The following is a 23,182-nucleotide window of genomic DNA, read 5'->3' on the forward strand; positions in this document are numbered from 1 at the left end:
CTGGCTCAGGCGATGGCCGCCGAGACGATCGCGGCCACCGCGATGTTGCAGGACGCCGTGATCCACACGGCCGGATGCGGCTCCCTCTCCACCAGGGTGGCGCCCAGCTTCCCCGGCGTGACGAGGTCCACCACCAGGAACGCGATCCCCATCATCACCAGCCCGAGCAGCCCGAACGCGGCGGTCGACACGAGGCCCTTGCCGAAGTCCTCGTACGTCGTCCAGATCGACGTGAACACGATGCCGCCGATGCCCAGCAGCGCCGAGCTGAGCAGGACGGCCGCGTTGCGGTTGCGCTCCTCCCAGATCTGCTTGCCGAGCTTGCCCGGTGTGAGCAGATCCACCAGCGCGATGCCGAGCAGGAGCAGGACCACACCGAGCGCCCCGTAGGCGCTCGCGCGGCCAAGTCCGTTGACTATGTCGCTCATTGAATCGTTCATCTCCCCGTAGAAGTTGATCCAGGACAAGGCGCCGGAAAATGTACCGCACGGGACGGGCGTACGGCCCTGACCCGTACGGACCAACAACGCCAGGCCTGCGGGGCGGTGGCCGACGAGAGTGGACCCGTACGCCCTTCTTCCGTGCCCCCGGACCACCGGAGCCCGCCATGACCCGTCTGAACCGTCGTGACCTCGGACTGCTCGCTCTGCGGGCGGGCATCGGTACGGTGCTCGCCGCGCACGGCAGCCAGAAGCTGTTCGGCTGGTTCGGCGGCGGGGGAATCAGCCGAACCGCGGAGGGGATGCGGGCGATGGGCTTCACGCCGGGCAAACCGAGCGCCGTCGCCGCCTCGCTGTGCGAGGCCGGCGGCGGACTGCTGCTCGCGCTGGGACTGGCGACCCCGGTGGCCGGGGCGGTGGCGGCGGGCGGCATGGCGGGGGCGGCCTCCGTGCACGTCTCCAACGGGTTCTTCGCTCAGAAGGGCGGTCTGGAGTACCCGGGCCTCATCGGGTGGACAGCGGCGTCCCTCGGAATCATGGGCCCGGGACACTACTCGCTCGACCATGCGACGGGGCACCGCCTCGACCGGTCCTGGATGGTGCCCGTCGCTCTGGCGGCGGGCGCGCTCGGTACGACGCTGATCCTCCGGAAACGGCTCAAGGAGAACGCCGAGGACGAGGACTGACGTGCCCGGGACGCGTAGTACGCCGGTCGTCTCCGGTCATCGCGGGACGGGTCCGGAGAGATCCGGAAGGGAATCGCGGAAAGGGGGAGCCGAAAGGGAGAGAAGGGAGAACACCGCATGGCACAGCTCGACATCCGCGACGACCGGCCGAAGGGCCGCCTGGAAGCGTACGAGGACGGCGAACTCGTCGGCGTCATCGCCTACTTCACCATGGCCACCGCCCCCGGCCCGCTGGTCGCCGTGCACACGGTCGTCGAGGAGGGCCAGGAGGGCAAGGGCATCGGCAGCGCGCTGGTACGGGAGTTCTACGCGATGGCCGGACGCGAGGACGTCCCCGCCGTCCCGCTGTGTCCGTACGCCGCCCGGTGGGCGCGGCGCCACCCCGACGGGGCGCCGGCGGTCCCGGCCGGGACGGTCGACGCCGCGAAGGCTGAGTTGAAGGCGCAGTTGAAGGCGAGCCCGGGGCGCTGGTGACGGCAGCGGCGCGCCGCCGGACCGGCGAGCGGTCAGGACGGCCCGGCCGGCCCGGAAGAATGAGTGGACCCGGCGCGCGTGGGCACGCGCACCGGGAGACATTGGGAACGCACGTCTCGGCACCTCTGGAGGTCAGGCATGACCAGTCCGTACCCCGACCCCGTACCGCCCTCGCCCATTCCGCAGCCGGGGCCGCCCGTGCCCGGGCCCGGCCCGCTGCCCGGACCGGCGCCGGTGCCCCCGCCACCGCCGGGCCCGACACCCGATCCGGTGCCGAGCCCGCCGGGCCCCGACCCCGTACCGGAGCCGGAGCCCGCGCCCGGGCCGCTGGGCTGATCAGCCGCGCAGCCCGCACACGGCCGAGGCTGATCAGCCGCCGGACACCTCGGAACGGTCGCCGCCCCAGAGGGTGTGGAACGAGCCCTCACGGTCGGTACGGCGATAGGTGTGCGCGCCGAAGAAGTCGCGCTGCCCCTGCGTGAGTGCGGCGGGCAGCCGCTCGGCGCGCAGCGCGTCGTAGTACGACAGCGCCGCGGCGAAGCCCGGAGTCGGGACACCCTGGTGCACGGCGGCGGCGACCACCGCGCGCCAGTCGTCCTGCGCCGCGCCGATCTCCTCGGCGAACGTCTTGTCGGACAGCAGGCTCGGCAGGTCGCTCCGCGCGTCGAACGCCTCGCGGATCCGGTCGAGGAACGCGGCCCTGATGATGCAGCCCGCCCGCCAGATCGCCGCGACCGCACCGAGGTCGATGTCCCAGCCGTACTCCTCGCTGCCCGCCTGGATCTGGTGGAAGCCCTGCGTGTACGAGACGATCTTGGACGCGTAGAGCGCCTGCTCCACCTGGTCCGCGAAACGCGCCGCCTCGGCCTCGCCCAGCGGCGTCGCCCGCGGGCCCGGCAGCGACTGCGAGGCCTCGCGGAGCCCGGCGTGTCCGGACAGCGAGCGCGCGAAGACCGCCTCGGCGATGCCGGAGACCGGCACACCCAGATCGAGGGCGATCTGCACGGTCCAGCGTCCGGTGCCCTTCTGCTCCGCCTGGTCGGTGACGATGTCGACGAACGGCTTGCCGGTCGCCTCATCCGTATGGGCGAGTACCTCGGCGGTGATCTCGATCAGATACGAGTCGAGCCTGCCGGTGTTCCAGGTCTTGAAGGTCTCCGCGATCTTCGCGGGGGAGTAGCCGGCGACCGACCGCAGCAGGTGGTACGCCTCGGCGATCAGCTGCATGTCGGCGTACTCGATGCCGTTGTGCACCATCTTCACGAAGTGACCGGCGCCGTCCGGGCCGATGTGCGCGACGGTGCGCGCGCCGTCGGGAGCCTTCGCCGCGATCTTCTCCAGCAGCGGACCGAGCGACGTGTACGACTCGGCCGAGCCGCCCGGCATGATGCTCGGGCCGTGCAGCGCGCCTTCCTCGCCGCCCGAGATGCCCACGCCGACGAAGTGGATGCCGCGCTCGCGCAGTTCCTTCTCGCGGCGGCGGGTGTCGGCGAAGTGGGCGTTGCCGCCGTCGATGATGACGTCGCCCTCCTCCAGCAGCGGCGCGAACTCCTCGATCACGGCGTCGGTCGGCTCGCCCGCCTTCACCATGATGACGAGACGGCGCGGCCGCTCCAGCGCCGCGACGAAGTCCTCGGCGGACTCCGCCGCGACGAAAGTGCCTTCGTCGCCGAACTCGTCCACCAGAGCACGGGTCTTCGCCGCCGTCCGGTTGTGCACGGCGACCGTGAGCCCGTTGCGGGCGAAGTTACGGGCGAGGTTGCGCCCCATCACCGCGAGCCCTGTGACGCCGATCTGGGCGGTACCACTCATGCGTGCGCTCCTGATTGTCCGTCGGATGTACCGGTTCCGCCGGCCGTGACCCCCGCACAGGGGCACGCGCCGCCGGTCGCGGCCGTTCTTCACAGTCAAACAGCCCGGAGGATCTTGTCATCCCGGGCCCTCGCATCGTGCCGTGTCCGCCCGTCGAGCGCGAGTCTTCGACCGTGTCCGGTTGCGAGGTCTTCGCCGTGTCCGGCCGGACGGAAGGCCCGGCGCCGACTCGGGATCGTTCACGAACTATTGACACCCTCTCAGCGGCGGCGTAACACTGGCACCGCTTCGGAGAGCGCTCTCCCATAGTGATCCCGGCTATTTCCGGTCGTTCGCCGAGTGCGGGCGCGACTCTCCCCGGTGCACCGTCCAGCTCCACTCTCCCCCCGGCGCACACCCTGCGTGTGCGGACGAAGAGCGGCACGGAGGTCCGCATGGCGAAAAGATTCCGCAGTTCCATCCTGGTGTCCGCGTTACTCGTCGCGAGCGCACTGGCCCTGGTGGCCTTCGGGCTCACCGCGATCCCGGACACCGCGACCGCCACCGAACGGACGGCGCCCGCGCCGGCCGCCGCTGCCCACATGGGTCATCAGATGGCCGCGGCCGCACCCGTACCGTTCGGCGACGACCCGGACGGCGACGGGTACATACCGGCGAACCCGCCGGTGACCGGCGTGGTGCCGTCCGCCGAGATCCCACCGCACCGTTACTTCCACGAGTTCCAGGCGAACTGCTCGGTGAACCACGCCGCGCCCGACGACCCGATCGTGTTCCCCGGCCAGGCGGGCGCGTCGCACAACCACAGCTTCATCGGCAACGAGACGACCAACGCGTCGAGCACGACGGCCTCGCTGGACAGCGGCACCACGACGTGCAAGGCGCCGGGCGACAAGTCCGGGTACTGGATGCCGACGCTGTACAAGGGTGACACCGAGGTCCGCCCGGTCGGGCCGCAGACCATCTACTACAAGTCGGGTGTCACCGACTACCGTTCGGTGCGGCCGTTCCCCAAGGGGCTGCGCTTCCTGGTCGGCAGTCCGATGCAGTCGGCCGACGAGTTCCGCAACCACCCGGGCTTCGTCGAGGGCTGGGAGTGCGGTGAGTCGTACTTCAACACCGAGTTCCCGGCGTCCTGCCCGACCGGTCAGGACGTTCAGCTCAACCTCCGCTTCCAGGCGCCCAGTTGCTGGGACGGAAAGTACCTCGACACCCCGAACCACCAGGCTCACATGGCCTATCCGGTGGCTCAGGGTGCCAACCAGGACGTCTGCCCGGCCGACCACCCGGTGGCCCTGCCGATGATCGAGTTCAAGATGGCCTGGCCGGTCAACGGCGACACGTCTCAGCTCAGACTGGCCAGCGGCGCGGGACACACCTTCCACTACGACTTCTTCAACGCCTGGGACGACGCCACCCTGAACGCGCTCGTGCAGCACTGCGTCGTCGAAGGCCTCCAGTGCGACGCCCGCGGCTACGACCAGGCCAACCCGGACGCGGGCGCGGCGCTCGACGAGAACTACGAACTGCCCTGACCTGACGCGCGATTCCCGTATGGGCGCACCGCGCCCATACGGGAGAGCGCTCTCCCAATCCCGCACCTCCCCCCACCCGTGAGGAGAACACCACCCCCATGTACAGACCAGCGTGGAGAAACCGGCCCGGCGTGGCGCGGCTCGCCGTCGCCGGCCTGCTCGCCGCCTGCGCCGTGGCCCTGCCGGCCCCGGCGGCACAGGCGGCGGGCAGCGTCGTCAAGGTCACCGGATCGCAGGGTGACTGGCAACTGACCGTCGACGGCGCGCCCTACCAGGTCAAGGGCCTGACCTGGGGCCCGGCCGCGGCGGACGCCGCGCAGTACATGCCCGACGTCAAGTCGATGGGCGTCAACACCGTACGCACCTGGGGCACCGACGCCACCAGCAAGCCGCTCTTCGACGCGGCGGCCGCCAACGGGGTCAAGGTCATCGCGGGTTTCTGGCTCCAGCCCGGCGGCGGTCCCGGCAGCGGCGGCTGCACCAACTACCTCACCGACACCACGTACAAGAACGACATGCTCGCCGAATTCCCCAAGTGGGTCGACACCTACAAGGACAACCCCGGTGTCCTGATGTGGAACGTCGGCAACGAGTCCGTCCTCGGACTGCAGAACTGCTACAGCGGGGACGCGCTGGAGCAGCAGCGCGACGCGTACACGTCGTTCGTCAACGAGATCGCGCGGAAGATCCACGCCGTCGACCCCAACCACCCCGTGACCTCCACGGACGCCTGGACCGGAGCCTGGCCGTACTACAAGCGCAACGCGCCCGACCTCGATCTGTACGCCGTGAACTCCTACGGCGACGTGTGCAACATCCAGCAGACCTGGGAGGCGGGCGGCTACACCAAGCCCTACATCGTCACCGAGGGCGGGCCCGCCGGTGAGTGGGAGGTGCCGAACGACGCGAACGGTGTGCCGGACGAGCCCGCGGACACCGCGAAGGCGGCCGGATACACCAAGGCCTGGGGATGCATCACCGGACACCGGGGAGTCGCGCTCGGCGCCACCCTCTTCCACTACGGCACCGAGTACGACTTCGGCGGTGTCTGGTTCAACCTGCTGCCCGCCGGCCAGAAGCGGCTTTCCTACTACGCCGTCAAGAAGGCCTACGGTGGCGACACTTCGCGGGACAACACCCCGCCGGTGATCTCCTCGATGACGGTCGACGGAGCGTCGGCGGTTCCGGCCGGCCGTGAGCTGACCGTACACACCTCGGTCGCCGACCCGGACGGCGATGCGGTCACATACCAGGTACTTCTGGGCAGCAAGTACATAGACGATTCCAGTCAGTTGACCGACACTCACTTCACCGACGAGGGCAACGGAACCTTCAAGGTGACCGCTCCCGACCAGCTCGGTGTGTGGAAGGTCTACGTCAAGGCCTCGGACGGCAAGGGCAATGTCGGTATCGAGACCAAGTCGTTCAGGACCGTGCCGCCGCCGGTCGACGGAACCAACATCGCCCGGGGCAAGGCCGCCACGTCGTCCACGTCCCAGCCCACCGGTGACGGCTGCCCCTGCACCGCTGACAAGGCGTTCGACGGCTCGTTCGACACCCGATGGGCGAGCGACTGGAACGACAACGAGTGGATCCAGGTCGACTTGGGTAACAAGACGTCGTTCCGTCACGTCCAGCTCGCTTGGGAGGCCGCCTACGCCAAGGGCTACACACTGCAGGCCTCCGACAACGGGCAGGACTGGACCACCGTGCAAACGGTCACCGACGGAAACGGCGGGATCGATGACCTCGCGGTCACCGGCAGCGCCCGCTACCTGAGAGTGAACTCGACTGTGCGGGGCACTCCTTGGGGCTATTCGCTCTACGAGTTCGGCGTATACAGCTGATCCGTACGAGCATCCGCCGCGGCGGCCCACGGAGACATCCGGGGGTCGCCGTTCAGCCGTTCGGGCTCCGTTTCGCGCCATCGCGCGGACCGCATCGGACTCCGAACGGGCCTCAGTCATGCCCAAACGGACTGTGGGCTGTCTGACATCTACGCGCCTCAATTCCCTGACCTGCGAAACTTCCTGGCGTGAAGCGGGCATGAACGGGCACAGGAGATGCAGCGAAGAGCCTGGTGGCAGTGGGTCTCTTGCTTGTAAAAACGACGCATGAGCCCGAACGGGTGCTCAGTCGCAGTGAAGCAGGGAAGTGTGTGTCGTGGACACGGACGAACGCCGAAGAGAAATCCTTGAGATCGCCCGACGTGACGGGTCAGTGGAAGTAACCGCGCTGGCCGGAAAGCTCACGGTGGCCAAGGAGACCGTCCGGCGTGACCTGCACGTCCTGGAGGAGCACGGTCTTGTACGACGTACCCACGGCGGTGCCTACCCGGTGGAGAGCGCCGGGTTCGAGACCACCCTCGCGGTACGGACGACCCGGCTCGTCCCCCAGAAGTCCAGGATCGGGGCGGCCGCGGCCGATCTTCTCGGCGACGCGGAAACCGTCTTCGTCGACGAGGGCTTCACTCCCCAGCTGGTCGCCGAGGCACTGCCCCGGGACCGCTCCCTGACCGTGGTCACCGCGTCCCTCGCCGTCGCGACCACACTCGCCGACGCGGAGAAGATCGCGGTCCTGCTCCTCGGCGGCCGCGTGCGCGGCTCCACGATGGCCACCGTCGACCACTGGACCACGCGTATGCTCTCCGAATTCGTCATCGACCTGGCGTACGTCGGAGCCAACGGCATCTCTCGTGAATACGGCCTCACCACCCCCGATCCGGCCGTCAGCGAGGTGAAGGCCCAGGCCGTGCGCAGCGCGCGCCGCCGGGTCTTCGCCGGAATACACACCAAGTTCGGCGCGGTGAGCTTCTGCCGCTTCGCCGAAGTCGGTGACTTCGAGGCCATCGTCACCGACGCGGGTCTGCCCTCGGCCGAAGCGCAGCGTTACTCGCTCCTCGGACCCCAGGTCATCCGCGTCTGAAAACGCCCCACCCCCCAGTCCTGTGCTCACCGAACCTCGCCGAGACGGCCGGGGAACGGACCGGCACGTCTCAGGAAACCTTCGCAACACATGATCAGGAGAGAACTCATGCCTCAGCTACGACGACGTGGCCTGTACGTGCGTGTGGGAGCCGGCGCGGCCCTGACGGCCCTCCTCGCGGGATGCAGCGGCGCAGGCGGTGCCTCCTCCTCCGGCGGGGGTGACGACACGCTCAACGTCCTCATGGTGAACAACCCGCAGATGGTCGAGTTGCAGAAGCTCACCGCGGCCAACTTCACGAAGGACACCGGCATCAAGGTGAACTTCACGGTCCTGCCGGAGAACGACGTCCGCGACAAGATCACCCAGGACTTCTCCAACCAGGCCGGTCAGTACGACGTCGCCACCATCAGCAACTTCGAGGTGCCGTTCTACGCGAAGAACGGCTGGCTGCACTCCCTCGACGACTACGTCGCCAAGGACAAGGCGTTCAACCAGGGCGACATACTCAAGCCGCTCCAGGAATCCCTCACCGCCGCCGACGGCAAGCTCTACGGTGAGCCGTTCTACGGCGAGTCGTCCTTCCTCATGTACCGCAAGGACGTCTTCGCCGAGAAGAAGCTGACGATGCCGGATAAGCCCACCTGGCAGCAGGTCGCGGACCTGGCCGCCAAGGTGGACGGCGCCAAGCCCGGTATGAAGGGCATCTGCCTGCGCGGTCTGCCCGGCTGGGGCGAGGTCATCGCGCCGCTGACCACCGTGGTCAACACGATGGGCGGCACCTGGTTCGACAAGGACTGGAACGCGAAGCTCGACACCCCCGAGTTCAAGAAGGCCACGCAGTTCTACGTCGACCTGGTGCGCAAGCACGGTGAGTCGGGCGCTCCGCAGTCCGGCTTCGCCGAGTGCCTGAACGGCATGACGCAGAGCAAGACGGCCATGTGGTACGACGCCACCTCCGGCGCCGGATCGCTGGAGGGCACCGGTTCCCCGGTCAAGGGCAAGGTCGGCTACGTGCCCGCGCCCGTCGACAAGACGGACAGCTCCGGCTGGCTCTACACCTGGGCCTGGGGCATGCAGAAGGCCTCCACCAAGACGGAGAGCGCCTGGAAGTTCATCTCCTGGGCGTCCAGCCAGAAGTACGAGGAGCTGGTCGGCGCCAAGGCCGGCTGGTCCAACGTCCCCGCGGGCAAGCGCGCTTCGACCTACGAGAACAAGGACTACCTGAAGGACGCGGCCGCGTTCGCCGACGTCACCAAGCAGGCCATCTCCAGCGCCAACCCGAAGAACCCGGGCACCCAGCCGCGCCCCACCATCGGCATCCAGTTCGTCGACATCCCGGAATTCACCGACCTGGGCACCAAGGTCTCGCAGGAGATCAGCTCGGCCATCGCCGGCAAGCAGTCGGTCGATGAGGCCCTCAAGGCCTCGCAGGCGCTCGCCGAGAAGGTCGGCAAGGAGCAGAAGTGAGCACCTCCGTCAGCACTCCGCCAGTGTCCCCGGCCGACGCGTCGCCCCCCACGGCGCCACGACGCGACGGCCGGGGGCCGTCCCTCAGGGCCCGTAAGTGGGCCACCCGCGCCCCCCTCATGCCCGCGCTGATCTTCCTCATCGCGGTCACCCAGCTGCCCTTCGTGGCCACGCTGTTCATCTCGCTCTTCGACTGGAACTCGCTCGCCCCCGACAAGCGGGCGTTCAACGGGCTCTCCAACTACGCCTCCGTGTTCAGCGACGCGGACCTGCGTGAGTCGGTGTTCACCACCGTGCTGCTCACCGCGACCGTGGTGGTCGTCAGTGTGGTGCTCGGACTCGCCCTCGCGCTGCTGCTCGACCAGAAGTTCATCGGCCGCGGCCTCGTACGCACGCTGCTCATCACACCGTTCCTGCTGGTGCCCGTCTCGGCGGCGCTGCTGTGGAAGCACGTGCTCTACAACCCCGAGTACGGTTTGCTGAACGGGGCGTGGGCCTGGGTCACCGGACTGTTCGGCGACTCCAGCCCGGCCCAGCCCGACTGGATCTCCGACATGCCGCTGCTCGCGGTCGAGGCCGCCCTCGTCTGGCAGTGGACGCCGTTCATGATGCTCATCCTGCTCGCCGGACTGCAGAGCAGGCCGCCGGACATGATGGAGGCCGCGCGCCTCGACGGTGCCAACGCCTGGCAGATGTTCGGCTTCCTGACGCTGCCGCACCTGCGCCGCTACCTGGAACTGGGCATCCTGCTCGGCTCGATCTACATCGTGCAGAACTTCGACGCGGTGTTCACCATCACCGCGGGAGGACTCGGCACCGCCAACCTCCCGTACACCGTCTACCAGACCTTCTATCAGGCTCACGAATACGGACTGGCGTCCGCCGCGGGAGTTGTCGTCGTGATCGGCACCATCGTGATCGCGACCTTCGCCCTGCGTGTGGTCTCGTCCCTCTTCAGTGAGGAGGCAGGCCGCGCATGAGCACCCTCACCGCTACCGACGCCCCGGCAGCACCCGCACCTTCCGCCCGCCGTGCGGCCCCCGCCGAAAAGCGGGAGAGGCGGCGCGCCGCAGGAATCGGCCTGCTGGCCTGGGTTGTCGGCATCCTCTTCTGCGTGCCGGCGATCTGGATGCTGCTGACCTCCTTCCACTCGGAGCCCGACGCGGCGACCAACCCGCCGTCGCTCATGGCGCCGCTGACCCTCGACAGCTACCGGTCGTTCTTCGGTTCGGGCAGCGGCGCGAGCCCCTGGCCGCCGCTGATCAACTCCCTGACCGCGTCGCTGTTCTCGACGCTGTTCGTGCTGGTGCTCGCGCTCCCGGCGGCGTACTCCCTCTCCATCAAGCGGGTGGAGAAGTGGACGGACGCGATGTTCTTCTTCCTCTCCACGAAGATGCTGCCGGTCGTCGCCGGACTGCTGCCGGTGTACCTCTTCGCGAAGAACGTCGGCATGCTGGACAACATCTGGCTGCTCGTCATCCTCTACACCTCGATGAACCTGCCGATCGCGGTCTGGATGATGCAGTCCTTCCTCGCGGACGTGCCGGTCTCCATCATCGAGGCCGCGCAGGTCGACGGCGCCAAGCTGCCGACCGTCCTCGCCCGGGTGGTCGCGCCCGTCGCCGCCCCCGGTATCGCGGCCACCGCGCTGATCTGCTTCATCTTCAGCTGGAACGAACTGCTCTTCGCCCGGGTGCTCACCGGCGTGACGGCGCAGACGGCTCCGGTGTTCCTGACGTCGTTCGTGACCAGCCAGGGCCTCTTCCTCGCCCAGCTGTGCGCCGCGTCCGTCGTCGTGTCCCTGCCGGTGCTCGCCGCCGGCTTCGCCGCCCAGGACAAGCTGGTCCAGGGCCTTTCTCTTGGAGCTGTGAAATGAGGGCTGCGATCGTCGAGTCCGTCGGCAAGGTATCGGTGACGACGGTTCCCGACCCCACCCCCGGTCCCCGGGACGTGGTCGTACGAGTCGCGGCATGCGGACTGTGCGGTACCGATCTGCACATCCTCCAGGGCGAGTTCGCGCCCACCCTGCCGATCATCCCCGGCCACGAGTTCGCCGGTGAGATCGTGGAACTCGGTGCCGATGTCACCGAGCTGGCCATCGGCGACAAGGTCGCCGTCGACCCGTCGCTGTACTGCCACGAGTGCCACTACTGCCGCATCGGCCGCGGCAACCTGTGCGAGCGGTGGAACGCGATCGGCGTCAGCAAGCCGGGCGGGGCGGCCGAGTTCGCCGTCGCGCCCGTCGCGAACTGCGTCAAGCTGCCCGACCACATCGACGTGAAGGACGCGGCGCTGATCGAGCCGCTGTCCTGCGCCGTGCGCGGGTACGACGTACTGAGCAGCACTCTCGGCGCCCAGGTCCTGATCTACGGGTCCGGCACCATGGGCCTGATGATGCTGGAGCTGGCCAAGCGCACCGGCGCCGCGTCCGTCGACATGCTGGACGTCAACCCGGAGCGGCTGACGACCGCCTCCAAGCTCGGCTGCTCACGCTCCGCCGCCTCGGCGGACGAGCTGGAGACACGGCGCGGCTGGGACATCGTCATCGACGCCACCGGCAACGCCAGGGCCATCCAGGACGGCATCGGCCGGGTCGCCAAGGGCGGTACGTTCCTCCAGTTCGGCGTCTCCGACTACGCGACGACCGCGGTGATCGAGCCGTACAAGATCTACAACCAGGAAATCACCATCACCGGCTCCATGGCGGTGCTGCACAGCTACGAGCGCGCCGCCGCGCTCTTCGCCACCGGTGTGCTGGACCCCTCGGTCTTCATCAGCGACCGGCTGCCGCTGGAGCAGTACCCCGACGCCATCGAGAAGTTCAAGGCGGGCCAGGGCCGCAAGATCGTGGTCGAGCCGTGACCGAAGGATCCGGCGCCGTGCTGGTCATGGGGGAGGCACTGATCGACCTGGTGCCTGCCCCGGACCGGCCGGGGACCCACCTGGCGCAGCCCGGCGGCGCACCGGCCAATGTCGCGGCCGGCCTCGCCAGGCTCGGTACGCCGAGCTGGTACGCGGGGGCCCTGGGCGGCGACGGTTTCGCCCGTTCGATCGAGGAACGGCTCGTCTCGGCGGGTGCGGAACTCGGCCTGTGCGCACGCTCACCGCTGCCCACCGCGCTGGCGATCGCCGACCCGGGTCCCGACGGGACCAGCTACCACTTCCACCTGGCGGACACGGCCACCTTCCGCCTGGAGGACCGCAGCGCCGAGGTGGACCGGTTCGGCGCGGTGTACGTGGGCGGCCTGACCGCGGTCGTCGAGCCGGCGGCGGCGGCCGTACTGGCCACCGCGCGCGCGGGCGCGGAGCGCTCCGTGCTCGTGGTGGACCCCAACGTCCGCGAGGACCGCACGCTCGACGCCGACCGGGGCGCGGCCAGGCTCCGCGAACTGTGCTCGCTGGCGCAGGTCGTCAAGGCCAGCGACGAGGACCTGGCCCGGCTGTGGCCGGACGCCGACCCCGAGGCGACGTGCCGCGAACTGGCCCGGGAGGGCCGGCTCGTGGTGCTCACCCGGGGCGCGGCGGGCAGCACCGCCTACACCGCCGGCTCCGAGGAGCCGGTGTCCGTTCCCGCCCTCCGCGTCCCCGTGGTCAACACGATCGGGGCCGGTGACGCGTTCATGGCCGGGGTGCTCAGCTGGCTCAGCACCAGCGGAGCACACCGCGACGGCGGCGCCGCTCGGCTGCCGCGCGAGCGCGTGGCGGACATGCTCGGCTACGCCTCCGAGGTGGCCGCCTCCGTGGTCACCCAGTCGGGTACGGAACCCTCGGTGCCCGTACGCGGCTGATCCAGGACCGCGGTTCGTCCGCGCGCGGGAGCCACCGCCCTACTCGGACAGGACGGTGGCTCCCGTGCGTACGGGTACCGGAATCGCGGTGCCTGGCCGCGCAGCCCGGAACCGCGGCGCCCGGGTCAGGCGGCCTTTCCGTCGCGTCCCGGCCGGGAGCGGATGATCTCCGCGTACCGGTGACCGCTGGTCTTGACGGTGCGGCGCTGCGTCTCGTAGTCCACATGGACCAGGCCGAACCGCTTGTCGTAGCCGTACGCCCACTCGAAGTTGTCCAGCAGCGACCAGGCGAAGTACCCGGCGAGCGGCGCGCCCTTCTCGACGGCGCGCGCGCAGGCCGCGAGGTGCTCCTCCAGGTAGCGGGTGCGCTCCGGGTCGTCGACCGAGCCGTCCGCGCGTACCGCGTCGGGGTAGGCGGATCCGTTCTCCGTGACGAAGACGCGCCGCGCGCCGTACTCCCGGGTCAGCCGCAGCAACAGCTCTTCCAGACCGTCAGCGTTGACCTCCCAGCCCATGTGGGTGTGGCGGGCACCGGGCACCTCGACCTGCTTGGCGTACGGGGCCGGTCCCGTCGGGTCGTCCCGTACGAACTGGCGGAAGTAGTAGTTCAGCCCCAGCCAGTCCAGCGGCGCGGCGATGGTCTCCAGGTCGCCGGGGCGAGCCGGCAGCTCCACGCCGTACACGTCGAGCATGTCCTGCGGGTAGCCGCGGCCGTGGATCGGGTCCAGCCACCAGCGGTTGGTGTGCCCGTCGGCCCGGACGGCGGCGGCGCGGTCGGCCTCGCTGTCACTGGCGGGCAGGATCGGGCTGAGGTTGTTGACGATGCCGATACGGGCGTCCGAGGACGCCGCGCGGATCGCCTGGACCGCCAGGCCGTGCCCGAGGTGGAGGTGGAACGAGGCGCGTACCGCGGCGGTGAGGTCCTTGACCCCCGGCGCCATGCTGCCCTCCAGATGCCCGATCCACGCCGAGCACAGCGGCTCGTTCAGCGTCGCCCAGTCCTTGACCCGGTCGCCCAGGCGCTCGGCGACGACGGCGGCGTACGCGGCGAAGTGCTCGGCGGTCTCGCGGACCGGCCAGCCGCCCCGGTCCTGGGACGCCTGCGGCAGGTCCCAGTGGTAGAGCGTGGCGAACGGGGTGATGCCGGCTTCGAGCAGCCCGTCCACCAGCCGGTCGTAGAAGGCGAGTCCGGCCTTGTTCACCTGGCCGTTCCCGTCCGGCACGATGCGCGGCCAGGCCAGCGAGAAGCGGTAGGCGTCGACCCCGAGCCGCTTCATCAGCCCGATGTCCTCGGGCACGCGGTGGTAGTGGTCGCAGGCGACGTCGCCGTTGTCGCCGTTGTCGATGGTGCCGGGCAGGTGCGAGAACGTGTCCCAGATCGAAGGGGTACGGCCGTCCTCAGCCACGGCTCCCTCGATCTGGTAAGCGGCGGTGGCGACGCCCCAGGTGAAATCGGCGGGGAGTGCGTTGAGGTCGTTCACGGACTGCCTTTCTGAATCGGTCACTTGACGGCGCCCGCCGTCAGGCCGGCGACAAGATAGCGCTGGAGGAGAAGGAACCCGACGACGACCGGCACGCTGACCACCAGCGAAGCGGCCATGATCTGGTTCCAGTACACGTCGTTCAGGGTGGAATAGCCCTGGAGACCGACGGCGAGTGTGCGGGTGGTGTCGTTCGTCATGACGGAGGCGAACAGGACCTCGCCCCACGCCGTCATGAACGCGTAGACGGCGACGGCGACGATGCCGGGAATCGCGGCGGGCACCACCACCCGGAAGAGCGCGCCGAGCGCCCCGCAGCCGTCCACCTTGGCGGCCTCGTCCAGGTCCCTCGGGATGGAGTCGAAGTAGCCGATCAGCATCCAGATGGAGAAGGGCAGCGAGAACGTCAGATAGGTGAGGATCAGTCCGACACGCGACCCGTACAGCTCGATGCCCGTGCTGTTCCCGATGTTGACGAAGATGAGGAACAGCGGCAGCAGGAAGAGGATGCCGGGGAACATCTGGGTGGAGAGCACCGTGACCGTGAAGACCCGCTTGCCGCGGAACCGGTAGCGGCTCACTCCGTACGCCGCGAACACGGCGATGATCACCGAGAGCACCGTCGCGGATCCCGCCACGATCAGGGAGTTGCCGAAGTACCTGGCGAGCGGGACCGTCTTCCAGATGTCGAAGTACGGACGGATCGTCAGATGTTCCGGGAACCACTGGAACGAGCCGGTGACGTCCTGGAGCGGCTTCAGCGAACTGCTGATCATGACGTAGACCGGCAGCAGGGCGAAGAGCGCGAGCAGCGTCAGGACGACGCGCCGGGTCCAGAGGAAGGACCGCGGTGGTGCGATGGGAGACCTGGTGCTAGACATCCGAGCCCTTCCTTCCGCGTGAGGTGAGCAGCAGATAGATGGTCGTGACCACCAGCAGGAAGAGCAGCAGGAGCACGGACATCGCGGAGCCGGAGCCGAAGTTCCAGGTCACGAACGACGACTGGTAGATGTGGATCGAGATCAGGTCGGCCGCCTCCGGCGCCGATTTGCCGAACAGTACGTACGGCGTGTTGAAGTCGTTGAACGTCCACAGGAACAGCACGAGCACCAGCACCTGGTTGACCGGACGCAGCGACGGCAGTGTGATCTTGCGGATCTGCTGCCAGATGCCGGCGCCGTCGATCGAGGCGGCCTCGTACAGCTCACGCGGGATGTTCTGGAGGGCCGCCATGATCATCAGGAAGGCGAACGGCCAGGACTTCCAGAGCGAGACGACGACCAGCGCGATGAAGCTGTTGTTGCCGATCAGCCAGAAGGACGGCTCGTCGGTCAGCCCCAACTGGTCGTGCAGGACGTGATTGATCATGCCGTTGTCGTGCTGGAACATGAACGCCCAGGTGATGACGGCGGCGTAGACCGGCAGGGCGTACGGGACGAGGAAGATCGTCCGCAGTATGCCGCGGCCGCGGAAGTGGTCCTGGAGCATGACCGCCGCCGCGGTGCCGAACACCCACGAGAGACCGACGGACAGCACGGTGAAGGCACAGGTCACCAGGAACGAGTGGAGCAGTGCCTGGCCGATCGGGGCGTCGAAGTCGACGGCGACTTTGTAGTTGCCGAGCCCCGCCGACGGGGCCTGGCCCCAGTTCCTGATGAAGAACTGGGTGAGCTGGCGGAAGCTCACCCAGATACCGATGATCATCGGGATCAGGTGGATGAGCAGTTCGAAGACGACGGCGGGCAGAAGCAGAAGGTAGGGCAGACCGCCTTGGCGGATACGGTCGGGGACGCGCGGCAGACGTCGTCCGCGCGCATCCCCACTGCCCGTACTTCCCTTGCCGCCTGCCTCGTGCGCACTGGGAGGTGTCACTGTGGCGGTCATGGGAGGAGCCTCACTGCGTCATTTGCTGCTGGGCCTTGGTCAGGGCTGCCTTGACGGACTCGGTGGTCACCGGCTTGCCGGCGGCGGCGTCCGCCCACAGGCTCTTGATCGCCGTACCGACCGTCGTCTCGAACTGCGACTCGTTCGCGACCTGCGGCAGCGGGGCCGCGCTGGTGGCGAGCGTGTCACGCAGGACCTTGAGGTCGGGCGCGTCGAACGCCGGGTCGGCCTGCGCGGCCTTGACGGGAGGGATCGCGCCGAAGCTCTTGTTGAGGATCTTCTGCTCGTCGTCGCTCGTCATGAACTTCACGAACTTCTTCGCGCCGTCGACGTTCTTGGTGTTGTTGAACACCGCGATGTTGATGCCGGCGACCATCGAGTTGACCTGCTTGCCGAGACCGGGAGTGCCTGAGGGCACGGGCACCGGAGCGACACCCCAGTCCGAGGGCTTCATGCCCTGGGAGGCGAAGGTGCTCGCGGCTGCCTGCCAGAGCACCATGGCCGTCTTGCCCTTGGAGAAGTCCGTGAGGGACTGGTTCTGGGCGTACTCCGCGTTGCCGGGAGCGATGATCTTGTCCTTGGCCATGAAGTCGACGTACTGCTTCACGGCGGCGACGGCACCGTCCGACGTGTAGGTCGCCTTGCCGGACTTGTCGAAGAAGTCGGCGCCGTGCTGCTGGCCGAGGACGAACGCCTGGTGGATGTTGTTCGAGAGGTTGCTGCCCTCGGCAGCGAGGCCCCACTTGTCCGGGTCCTTCTGGTGGATCTTCTGGCCGTCGGCGATCAGTTCGTCCCAGGTGGCCGGCGGCTTGGAGATGCCCGCGTCGGCGAACATCTTCTTGTTGTAGTAGAGCGCGTACGCCAGCGAGTACAGCGGCACCGCCGAGGGGTCTTTGCCCTCGGCCCCGGCCGAGCCCACCGCGGACGCCACGAAACGGTCCTCGCCGCCGATCGCGTCGAAGTTCTCCTTGGTCCACGGCAGCAGGGCGCCACTGGCCTGGAGCGAGGCCGACCAGGTGTTGCCGATGTTCAGCACGTCGGGACCCTGACCCGAGGTGGTGGCCGCCAGGATCCGGGTGAGCAGGTCCGACCAGGGGACGACTTCGAGCTTGACCTTGATGCCCGTGTCCTTCTGGAACTTCGCCAGCTCCGGCGTGAGGATCTTCTTGTCGGCCTCGATGTTGGGCCCCTGGTTGGAAGCCCAGTACGTCAGCGTCTTCGGCGACTCGTTGCTCCCGCCGCCCGACGAGGAACCACCGCCGCACCCGGTGACGGCGGCGAGGGCACTGACGATGGTGACTGCTGCTGCGGCTCTGATCGTGCGCATGTGAGACGGCCCCTTTCCGGGGGTGGCAGCGTTCGAGAGTCGAACGGCCTCCATGACTTAATTTATGACGTGATTTAAGAGGTGAGGGAAGGTCGCGTCAAGGGCTGTGACAGGGGTATGTTGCGACCAGGGAAGGAGAATCATGTCGGAACGCAACAGAAGAACGGTGCGTGACCTGCGGCGGGGTAACCGCGCCAGGGTTGTGCAACGGTTGTATTTCGACGGCCCGCTCAGCCGCCAGGAGTTGGGACCGGCGACCGGCCTGAGTTCAGGATCTATCAGCAACGTCGTCGCCGAACTCGTCGCGGAGGGACTGCTCGAAGAGGCCGGAGTCGTCGATTCCGACGGCGGACGCCCCCGTACGCTGCTGCGCGTCGCGCCCGGCGGCGGCCTGCTCATCGGCATCGACATCGGCGAGACCCGCGTCCGTGTCGAACTGTTCGACCTCTCCCTCACCGAACTCGCCCGCACCGAAAGGCTGCTGGCCCAGCACGGTTACGACGTGGCACGCGTCGTGTCCCATGTCCGCACGGGCATCGCCGATGTGCTGCGCGACGCGGGGGCCGACCCGGGGCGGTTGCTCGGCATCGGCATCGGCGTGCCCGGCATCATCGAGCGCGGTGGCCCCGAGGGCGCCGTGGTCCACGGCCAGACCATCGGCTGGCGCGCCGTACCGTTCGAGAAACTACTGCGGGCCGTGATCGAAGTGCCGCCGGAAGTACCGCTGTTCATCGACAACGGCGCGCTGTCGCTCGGTCAGGCCGAGATGTGGTTCGGCGGCGGCCGGGGCGCGCGGGACGCCGCCATCGCGCTCATCGGGTCCGGCGTCGGCGCGTCCGTCATGCACGGCTCCACGTTCGACGACAACCGCCTGGGCAGCGCCCTCGAATGGGGCCACACCACGGTGCAGATGCGCGGCCGCCGCTGCCGCTGCGGCTCCATAGGCTGTCTGGAGGCGTACGCGGGCGCCGAGGCGATGCGCGAACGCTGGCACGAGGCGGGAGGACCGCTGCCGGACGACGCGGACGACGAGACCGCGCTGGCCGCCTTGCTGGAAGCGGCTTTCCCCGGCCCCGGCGGGCCCGAACCCGATCCGGTGGCGGTCTCCCTGCTGGACGACACCGCGGAATGCCTGGGCGCCGCCGTCGCCGATCTGATCAACCTCTTCCTGCCCGAACGGATCCTCCTCGGCGGCTGGGCGGGCCTGCTCATCGGGCCGCGTCTGCTGCCCGCGATCCGCCGGCACGCGGCGCGTTACGCGCTCAGTCACGCCGCGGAACGCGCCACCATCGACCTGGGTGAACTCGGCCCCGACGCCGTCACCGTGGGCGCGGCCACCCTGCCGCTCGCGGCGTTCCTCGCACGCGGCGGCAGCCGGCTTCCCGCCTCCGGCACAGGCGGCCCGGCGGAACCGGCCGGTCCGGCCGCTGCGCGGCGCCGGCCCCGTACCCCCGCGGTCGCCGGTGAGGCGTCAGGCTGAGCCCCGTACCACCAGCGACGGTTCGAAGATCACGGAAGTGGCGGGCCGGCCCGGCCGCGCGAGCCGGTCGATCAGCAGCCGGGCCATCTCCCCGGCCATGGACTCCACCGGCTGCCTGACCGTGGTCAGCGGCGGCCGGCAGGCGGGGGCCGCGCTGCTGTCGTCGAACCCGATGACGGCCACGTCCTCGGGCACCCGCCTGCCGCGCTCCCGCAGCACATGGCAGGCGCCGACCGCCATCAGGTCGTTGGCCGCGAACACCCCGTCCAGATCAGGGTGTTCCGCGAGCAGCCGCTCCATGGCCGCCTCGCCGCTCTCCTGGGTGAACTCACCCTCGACGACCGGCACATGGGGAATGCCCCGGAGCGCCATCGTCTCGCGGAAGCCGGTCAGCCGGTCCTGGGCCGCGGGCAGGTCGAACGGCCCTGCGATCGTGGCGATCCGGCGGCAGCCCCGTGCCAGCAGATGTTCCGCGGCCAGCCGCGCGCCGTCCTGATGGGCCAGGTCCACGTAACTGATGCGCGCGGGGCGGGAAGGACGCGCGTAGAGCACCGCGGGCAGCCCCGCCTCCGTGATCAGCGCGGGCAGCGGATCCTCGGCGTGCGTCGACACCACCAGCGCTCCGTCGGCGTTCCCCTGGCGCAGATACGACACGACCTCGTCGCGTGCCCTGGCCGTCTCCGCGAACATCAGGACCGGATACATCCCGCGCGGCCGCAGGTAGTTGACGACGCCGGTCACCACCCGTCCGAAGAACGGGTCGGCGAAGACCCGCGCGGTGAACGAACCGCTGCCGCCGTCGGGCTCCGCGCCGTCGCCGCTCCCGGTGGCCGTCTCGCGCCCGTCGTCCGTTCCCGACCCGTCGTCCCGGTGTTCCGTGCCGGCCGGACCGTCAAGTGCCGCGTCGTCGGGCGCCGGATCGTCGCCGGCGCCGGAGACCACCAGGGCGATCGCGTCGGCGCGGCGGGTGACCAGCGAACGGGCCGCCCGGTTGGGCGTGTAGCCGGTGGCGGAGACAGCCTGCCGTACCGCTTCCTGGATCGCCGGGTCGACATTGCGCACGCCGTTGATGACCCGTGAGACAGTGGCCCGCGAGACCCCGGCCGCCTTCGCCACGTCCTCCAGGGTGGGCGCACCGCCGGCCGGTCGCAGGTGTTCCGTCATGAGCGCATTTATAGCAGCAGGGGAGAGCGCTCTCCACGGTCGGCCCTGCTCAGTGCGACGGTGCCACCTCCAGGATGACATCAGCGCCGAGCGGCAGATCACCGGCCGAGCGGCCACCGAGCAGGGTGAAGCGGCCGGGTTCACACTCCCAGCGGTGTGAACGCGTCGACCAGTGTTCCATGGCCCGCCCCTCCACGCGTACGACCGCGACGGCCTCCTCCCCGGCGTCCGCGGTGACGGCCGTATGGCCGGCGAGGCGCAGAGCCGGGCGCTCGACCGCCGAACCGGGCCGGGCCAGGTAGAGCTGGACGACCTCGCGCCCGCGCCTGGCACCGGTGTTGCGCAGCCGGACCCGTACCTCGAAGGCGGCGCCCGCGTACACCGAGGCGGGTGCTTCCATCGCCTCGTACGACCAACTCGTATAGCCCAGACCGTGACCGAACCAGTGGGCGGGTGCGGCGCCCGAGCGCAGCCAGGCCGCGTAACCGATGTGCGGACCCTCCTCGTAGCGGAGCACGCCCGCGGTGGGCCGGGTGTCCAGCACGGGGACGTCCTTCTCGGCGGCCGGCCAGGTCGTGGGCAGTCTGCCGCCCGGCTCGGCCCGGCCGAACAGCACGTCCGCCAGGCCGTGTCCGGCCTCCTGACCCGGGAACCAGGCCAGCAGCAGGGCCGGTACGGCCGTGCGCCAGGGGAGTGCCACCGGGCCGCCCGTGTTGACGATCACCACCGTACGTGGGTTGGTCGCGGCGACCGCGCTCACCAGCGCGTCCTGATCCCCGGGCAGGGCGAGTGTGTCGCGGTCGCGCCCCTCCGACTCGCTCTCCTCCGTGGTGCCCACGACGACCACCGCCACCTCCGCCGCGCGGGCCGCTCCGACGGCGTCCGCCAGCGCCGCCGCCGGGTCGCCGGCCGGCGGGGCCGCGGCCAGGATCGTCGCGACGCCCGTACCGGGAGCGAGTCCGCGCCTGACCGTCACCTCCACCTCGTGCCCGGCGCGCAGTTCGGCGCGGACGTGACGGTACGGCGGAGCGACGTGGACCCGGGTCGGATCGTCGGAGTCCAGCGGAAAGACGCCGTCGAGCAGACACCGGCCGTCCACGGACAGCGAAATCGGACCCCAACCGCCCACCGCCAGCGTCCAGTTGCCGCCCACCCGGGGGCGGATGAGAGCGCGGATCTCCACGGTCCCGGCCCCCGCTACCCGGGCGGGCTCCACGATCCGGCCGCAAAGCCGGTGTTCCGAATGGAGTTCGGCGCCGGACGCGTCCAGCAGGCGCACCAGCACGCCGGGTTCGCCGGTACGTGGATTCCGGGACCACGCGGGGTCCAGCGGTCGCGGCAGCGAGGACGGCGCGAGACCCGGCGTATACGTCACCTCCGCGCGTTCCCCCAGCGCCTCCGCGATGCCGTCCAGCGGCGAGACCACGGAGGCGGGGAACACCTCCGCGCTGCCGCCTCCCTGGATCCGTACCGCCGTGGCGTGCGGGCCGATGACGGCGACGGAGCGCAGCCGCGCGGGATCCAGTGGCAGTACGTCACCCTCGTTGCGCAGCAGAACCGTCCCGGCCGCGACCGCCCTGCGCAGCAACCGCCGCTCCGCGTCCGGGGACATGGGCGGCTGTGGAGTCCGGGGCTGCGTACCGAGAGCGCCCAGCCGGGCGGCGAGCCGCAGCAGCCTGCGTACCTTGTCGTCGATCAACTCCTCCTGAATCAGGCCCTCTTCCACCGCGCCGAGCAGCCCGTCGGCCCAGGGGCCCTCGGGACCGGGCATCGCCAGGTCCTGTGCCGCGCCCGCGGTGTCGAGGAGCGAACGCACCGCGCCCCAGTCGGAGACGACCGGTCCGTCGAACCGCCAAGCCCCCTTGAGTGGTTCGGCGAGCAGCGGGCTCGCGGTCATCGTCACGCCGTCGACCCTGTTGTACGCCGACATGACCGCCAGCACTCCGGCCCCGACCGCCGCCTCGAAAGGGGCCAGATACACCTCGTGCAGGGTCTGTTCATCGATCCGGACGTCGACCCTGAGCCGGTCGGTCTCCGCGTCGTTGCCGACGAAGTGCTTGGCCGTGGCGGCCACTTCACCGGACTGGATGCCCCTGATGAGAGCCACGCCCGTACGCCCGGTCAGCAGCGGGTCCTCCGAGAAGCACTCGAAGTGCCGCCCGCCCAGCGGGGACCGGTGCAGATTGAGGGTGGGTGCGAGGAGGACGTCGACGCCCTTGCGCCGCGCCTCCGAGGCCAGCAGGGCGCCGAGTCCGGTCACCAGCTCGTCGTCCCAGGCCGCGGCGAGCGCGGTGGGAGAGGGCAGCACGAGCGAGGTCTTCCGCTCGTCCCAGGCGTCGCCGCGCACTCCGGAGGGACCGTCGGACAGAGTGAGGGAGCGGAGCCCGACGGCAGGCTCGGCGTGGGTGCTCCAGGTGCTCGCGCCGGTCAGAAGGCGCGTCTTCTGGCGCAGATCCAGCTTCTCCAGCAGATGATCGATCTCGTCGTCGGTCATGCCGGCCCCCTTCGCGCAGCGGACGGAGAGCGCTCTCCCGTCGATTCTTGAACAGACTTCCCGGACAATGTCCGCTCTGTCAATGGGGACTTCCGCCGCAGCTCGGGGCGGGTGAGGGCGCTGCGCTGCGTGCCGGGCGGCCGACGGAAAGTAGTGGATCCCCTTGTCCAGGTCTGCGCCAACCCTCTAGGTTGACCCAGTGCGACATGTCCTACTTGCCGATGG

At 69.5% G+C, this 23,182-nt stretch carries 20 protein-coding genes; 12 read left to right on the forward strand and 8 right to left on the reverse strand.

From position 1 onward, the window contains the following. Window positions 1-5: 5 nt before the first annotated feature. Complete coding sequence (locus ACIP6N_RS26070; RefSeq protein ID WP_401819397.1) at window positions 6-428, reverse strand: DUF350 domain-containing protein; 423 nt, start codon at window positions 426-428, stop codon at window positions 6-8. A gap of 179 nt (window positions 429-607) precedes the next feature. Between ACIP6N_RS26070 and ACIP6N_RS26075 the strand changes: the two genes are divergently transcribed. The 3 genes from ACIP6N_RS26075 (at window position 608) to ACIP6N_RS26085 (ending at window position 1,936) form a co-directional block, all read left to right on the forward strand. Next, window positions 608-1,126, forward strand: coding sequence for a DoxX family protein (locus ACIP6N_RS26075; protein WP_401819399.1), 519 nt, complete (start codon window positions 608-610; stop codon window positions 1,124-1,126). A 117-nt stretch (window positions 1,127-1,243) separates the two neighbouring features. Beyond that, a complete protein-coding gene (locus ACIP6N_RS26080) occupies window positions 1,244-1,600 on the forward strand; it encodes a GNAT family N-acetyltransferase (protein ID WP_401819400.1) in 357 nt (118 codons plus the stop codon). A 138-nt stretch (window positions 1,601-1,738) separates the two neighbouring features. Then, window positions 1,739-1,936 carry a hypothetical protein gene (locus ACIP6N_RS26085; RefSeq protein WP_401819402.1) on the forward strand — a complete coding sequence of 66 codons (198 nt, stop codon included), beginning with the start codon at window positions 1,739-1,741 and terminating at the stop codon, window positions 1,934-1,936. A gap of 33 nt (window positions 1,937-1,969) precedes the next feature. On the opposite strand, the gene gndA is transcribed toward ACIP6N_RS26085, so the two are convergent. Continuing rightward, complete coding sequence (gndA, locus tag ACIP6N_RS26090; RefSeq protein WP_401819403.1) at window positions 1,970-3,412, reverse strand: NADP-dependent phosphogluconate dehydrogenase; 1,443 nt, start codon at window positions 3,410-3,412, stop codon at window positions 1,970-1,972. A gap of 434 nt (window positions 3,413-3,846) precedes the next feature. Here gndA and ACIP6N_RS26095 point away from each other — a divergent pair, with 434 nt between their 5' ends. The 8 genes from ACIP6N_RS26095 (at window position 3,847) to ACIP6N_RS26130 (ending at window position 13,127) form a co-directional block, all read left to right on the forward strand. Next, complete coding sequence (locus tag ACIP6N_RS26095) at window positions 3,847-4,944, forward strand: DUF1996 domain-containing protein (RefSeq protein WP_401819406.1); 1,098 nt, start codon at window positions 3,847-3,849, stop codon at window positions 4,942-4,944. Window positions 4,945-5,042: 98 nt separating this feature from the next. Then, a complete protein-coding gene (locus ACIP6N_RS26100; protein ID WP_401819409.1) occupies window positions 5,043-6,791 on the forward strand; it encodes a discoidin domain-containing protein in 1,749 nt (582 codons plus the stop codon). A gap of 316 nt (window positions 6,792-7,107) precedes the next feature. After that, window positions 7,108-7,869 (forward strand): DeoR/GlpR family DNA-binding transcription regulator, encoded by a 762-nt coding sequence (locus ACIP6N_RS26105; RefSeq protein WP_401819411.1) that lies wholly within the window; start codon window positions 7,108-7,110, stop codon window positions 7,867-7,869. 108 nt (window positions 7,870-7,977) lie between these two features. Further along, window positions 7,978-9,339, forward strand: coding sequence for an ABC transporter substrate-binding protein (locus ACIP6N_RS26110; protein WP_401819413.1), 1,362 nt, complete (start codon window positions 7,978-7,980; stop codon window positions 9,337-9,339). After that, complete coding sequence (locus ACIP6N_RS26115; RefSeq protein ID WP_401819414.1) at window positions 9,336-10,319, forward strand: carbohydrate ABC transporter permease; 984 nt, start codon at window positions 9,336-9,338, stop codon at window positions 10,317-10,319. The genes ACIP6N_RS26110 and ACIP6N_RS26115 overlap by 4 nt, the downstream gene beginning before the upstream one ends. Continuing rightward, window positions 10,316-11,215 carry a carbohydrate ABC transporter permease gene (locus ACIP6N_RS26120; RefSeq protein WP_401819416.1) on the forward strand — a complete coding sequence of 300 codons (900 nt, stop codon included), beginning with the start codon at window positions 10,316-10,318 and terminating at the stop codon, window positions 11,213-11,215. The genes ACIP6N_RS26115 and ACIP6N_RS26120 overlap by 4 nt, the downstream gene beginning before the upstream one ends. Beyond that, window positions 11,212-12,201: a zinc-dependent alcohol dehydrogenase family protein gene (locus ACIP6N_RS26125; protein ID WP_401819417.1), complete on the forward strand. Its 990-nt coding sequence runs from the start codon at window positions 11,212-11,214 to the stop codon at window positions 12,199-12,201. The genes ACIP6N_RS26120 and ACIP6N_RS26125 overlap by 4 nt, the downstream gene beginning before the upstream one ends. Continuing rightward, the gene (locus ACIP6N_RS26130; protein ID WP_401819419.1) at window positions 12,198-13,127 is read left to right on the forward strand and encodes a PfkB family carbohydrate kinase; all 930 of its coding nucleotides are present in this window, start codon (window positions 12,198-12,200) and stop codon (window positions 13,125-13,127) included. Before ACIP6N_RS26125 ends, ACIP6N_RS26130 begins: the two co-directional genes overlap by 4 nt. A gap of 125 nt (window positions 13,128-13,252) precedes the next feature. On the opposite strand, the gene ACIP6N_RS26135 is transcribed toward ACIP6N_RS26130, so the two are convergent. The 4 genes from ACIP6N_RS26135 to ACIP6N_RS26150 are packed head-to-tail and all read right to left on the reverse strand — an operon-like array spanning window position 13,253 to window position 17,819. Continuing rightward, on the reverse strand, window positions 13,253-14,608 hold the full coding sequence (locus ACIP6N_RS26135) for a GH1 family beta-glucosidase (RefSeq protein WP_401819422.1): 1,356 nt from the start codon (window positions 14,606-14,608) through the stop codon (window positions 13,253-13,255). Window positions 14,609-14,628: 20 nt separating this feature from the next. Next, window positions 14,629-15,489, reverse strand: a complete 861-nt coding sequence (locus ACIP6N_RS26140) for a carbohydrate ABC transporter permease (RefSeq protein ID WP_401819424.1) — start codon at window positions 15,487-15,489, stop codon at window positions 14,629-14,631. Next, window positions 15,482-16,492 (reverse strand): carbohydrate ABC transporter permease, encoded by a 1,011-nt coding sequence (locus tag ACIP6N_RS26145; RefSeq protein WP_401819426.1) that lies wholly within the window; start codon window positions 16,490-16,492, stop codon window positions 15,482-15,484. The genes ACIP6N_RS26140 and ACIP6N_RS26145 overlap by 8 nt, the downstream gene beginning before the upstream one ends. Before the next feature lie 10 nt (window positions 16,493-16,502). Then, window positions 16,503-17,819 (reverse strand): ABC transporter substrate-binding protein, encoded by a 1,317-nt coding sequence (locus ACIP6N_RS26150; protein WP_401819427.1) that lies wholly within the window; start codon window positions 17,817-17,819, stop codon window positions 16,503-16,505. 142 nt (window positions 17,820-17,961) lie between these two features. Here ACIP6N_RS26150 and ACIP6N_RS26155 point away from each other — a divergent pair, with 142 nt between their 5' ends. Beyond that, a complete protein-coding gene (locus ACIP6N_RS26155; RefSeq protein ID WP_401819429.1) occupies window positions 17,962-19,299 on the forward strand; it encodes an ROK family protein in 1,338 nt (445 codons plus the stop codon). Here ACIP6N_RS26155 and ACIP6N_RS26160 read toward each other — a convergent pair. Together ACIP6N_RS26160 and ACIP6N_RS26165 are read right to left on the reverse strand one after the other, a co-directional pair. Next, window positions 19,291-20,463: a LacI family DNA-binding transcriptional regulator gene (locus ACIP6N_RS26160; protein WP_401819431.1), complete on the reverse strand. Its 1,173-nt coding sequence runs from the start codon at window positions 20,461-20,463 to the stop codon at window positions 19,291-19,293. The two genes, ACIP6N_RS26155 and ACIP6N_RS26160, sit on opposite strands and share 9 nt — an antisense overlap. A gap of 49 nt (window positions 20,464-20,512) precedes the next feature. After that, window positions 20,513-22,957 (reverse strand): beta-glucosidase, encoded by a 2,445-nt coding sequence (locus ACIP6N_RS26165; protein WP_401819432.1) that lies wholly within the window; start codon window positions 22,955-22,957, stop codon window positions 20,513-20,515. Window positions 22,958-23,182: the final 225 nt, after the last annotated feature.

It is taken from the genome of Streptomyces sp. NPDC088725 (genome assembly GCF_044751305.1).
Classification (GTDB): Bacteria; Actinomycetota; Actinomycetes; order Streptomycetales; family Streptomycetaceae; genus Streptomyces.

Excerpts from the sequence above, each read along its gene's own strand:
- ACIP6N_RS26080 (WP_401819400.1), top strand. The coding sequence starts at position 1,244 with ATGGCACAGCTCGACATCCGCGACGACCGGCCGAAGGGCCGCCTGGAA.
- ACIP6N_RS26120 (WP_401819416.1), top strand. The coding sequence starts at position 10,316 with ATGAGCACCCTCACCGCTACCGACGCCCCGGCAGCACCCGCACCTTCC.
- ACIP6N_RS26155 (WP_401819429.1), top strand. The coding sequence starts at position 17,962 with ATGTCGGAACGCAACAGAAGAACGGTGCGTGACCTGCGGCGGGGTAAC.
- ACIP6N_RS26160 (WP_401819431.1), bottom strand. The coding sequence starts at position 20,463 with ATGACGGAACACCTGCGACCGGCCGGCGGTGCGCCCACCCTGGAGGAC.
- ACIP6N_RS26125 (WP_401819417.1), top strand. The coding sequence starts at position 11,212 with ATGAGGGCTGCGATCGTCGAGTCCGTCGGCAAGGTATCGGTGACGACG.
- ACIP6N_RS26150 (WP_401819427.1), bottom strand. The coding sequence starts at position 17,819 with ATGCGCACGATCAGAGCCGCAGCAGCAGTCACCATCGTCAGTGCCCTC.
- ACIP6N_RS26085 (WP_401819402.1), top strand. The coding sequence starts at position 1,739 with ATGACCAGTCCGTACCCCGACCCCGTACCGCCCTCGCCCATTCCGCAG.
- ACIP6N_RS26165 (WP_401819432.1), bottom strand. The coding sequence starts at position 22,957 with ATGACCGACGACGAGATCGATCATCTGCTGGAGAAGCTGGATCTGCGC.
- ACIP6N_RS26110 (WP_401819413.1), top strand. The coding sequence starts at position 7,978 with ATGCCTCAGCTACGACGACGTGGCCTGTACGTGCGTGTGGGAGCCGGC.
- ACIP6N_RS26070 (WP_401819397.1), bottom strand. The coding sequence starts at position 428 with ATGAGCGACATAGTCAACGGACTTGGCCGCGCGAGCGCCTACGGGGCG.
- gndA (WP_401819403.1), bottom strand. The coding sequence starts at position 3,412 with ATGAGTGGTACCGCCCAGATCGGCGTCACAGGGCTCGCGGTGATGGGG.
- ACIP6N_RS26145 (WP_401819426.1), bottom strand. The coding sequence starts at position 16,492 with ATGACCGCCACAGTGACACCTCCCAGTGCGCACGAGGCAGGCGGCAAG.
- ACIP6N_RS26140 (WP_401819424.1), bottom strand. The coding sequence starts at position 15,489 with ATGTCTAGCACCAGGTCTCCCATCGCACCACCGCGGTCCTTCCTCTGG.
- ACIP6N_RS26075 (WP_401819399.1), top strand. The coding sequence starts at position 608 with ATGACCCGTCTGAACCGTCGTGACCTCGGACTGCTCGCTCTGCGGGCG.
- ACIP6N_RS26100 (WP_401819409.1), top strand. The coding sequence starts at position 5,043 with ATGTACAGACCAGCGTGGAGAAACCGGCCCGGCGTGGCGCGGCTCGCC.
- ACIP6N_RS26095 (WP_401819406.1), top strand. The coding sequence starts at position 3,847 with ATGGCGAAAAGATTCCGCAGTTCCATCCTGGTGTCCGCGTTACTCGTC.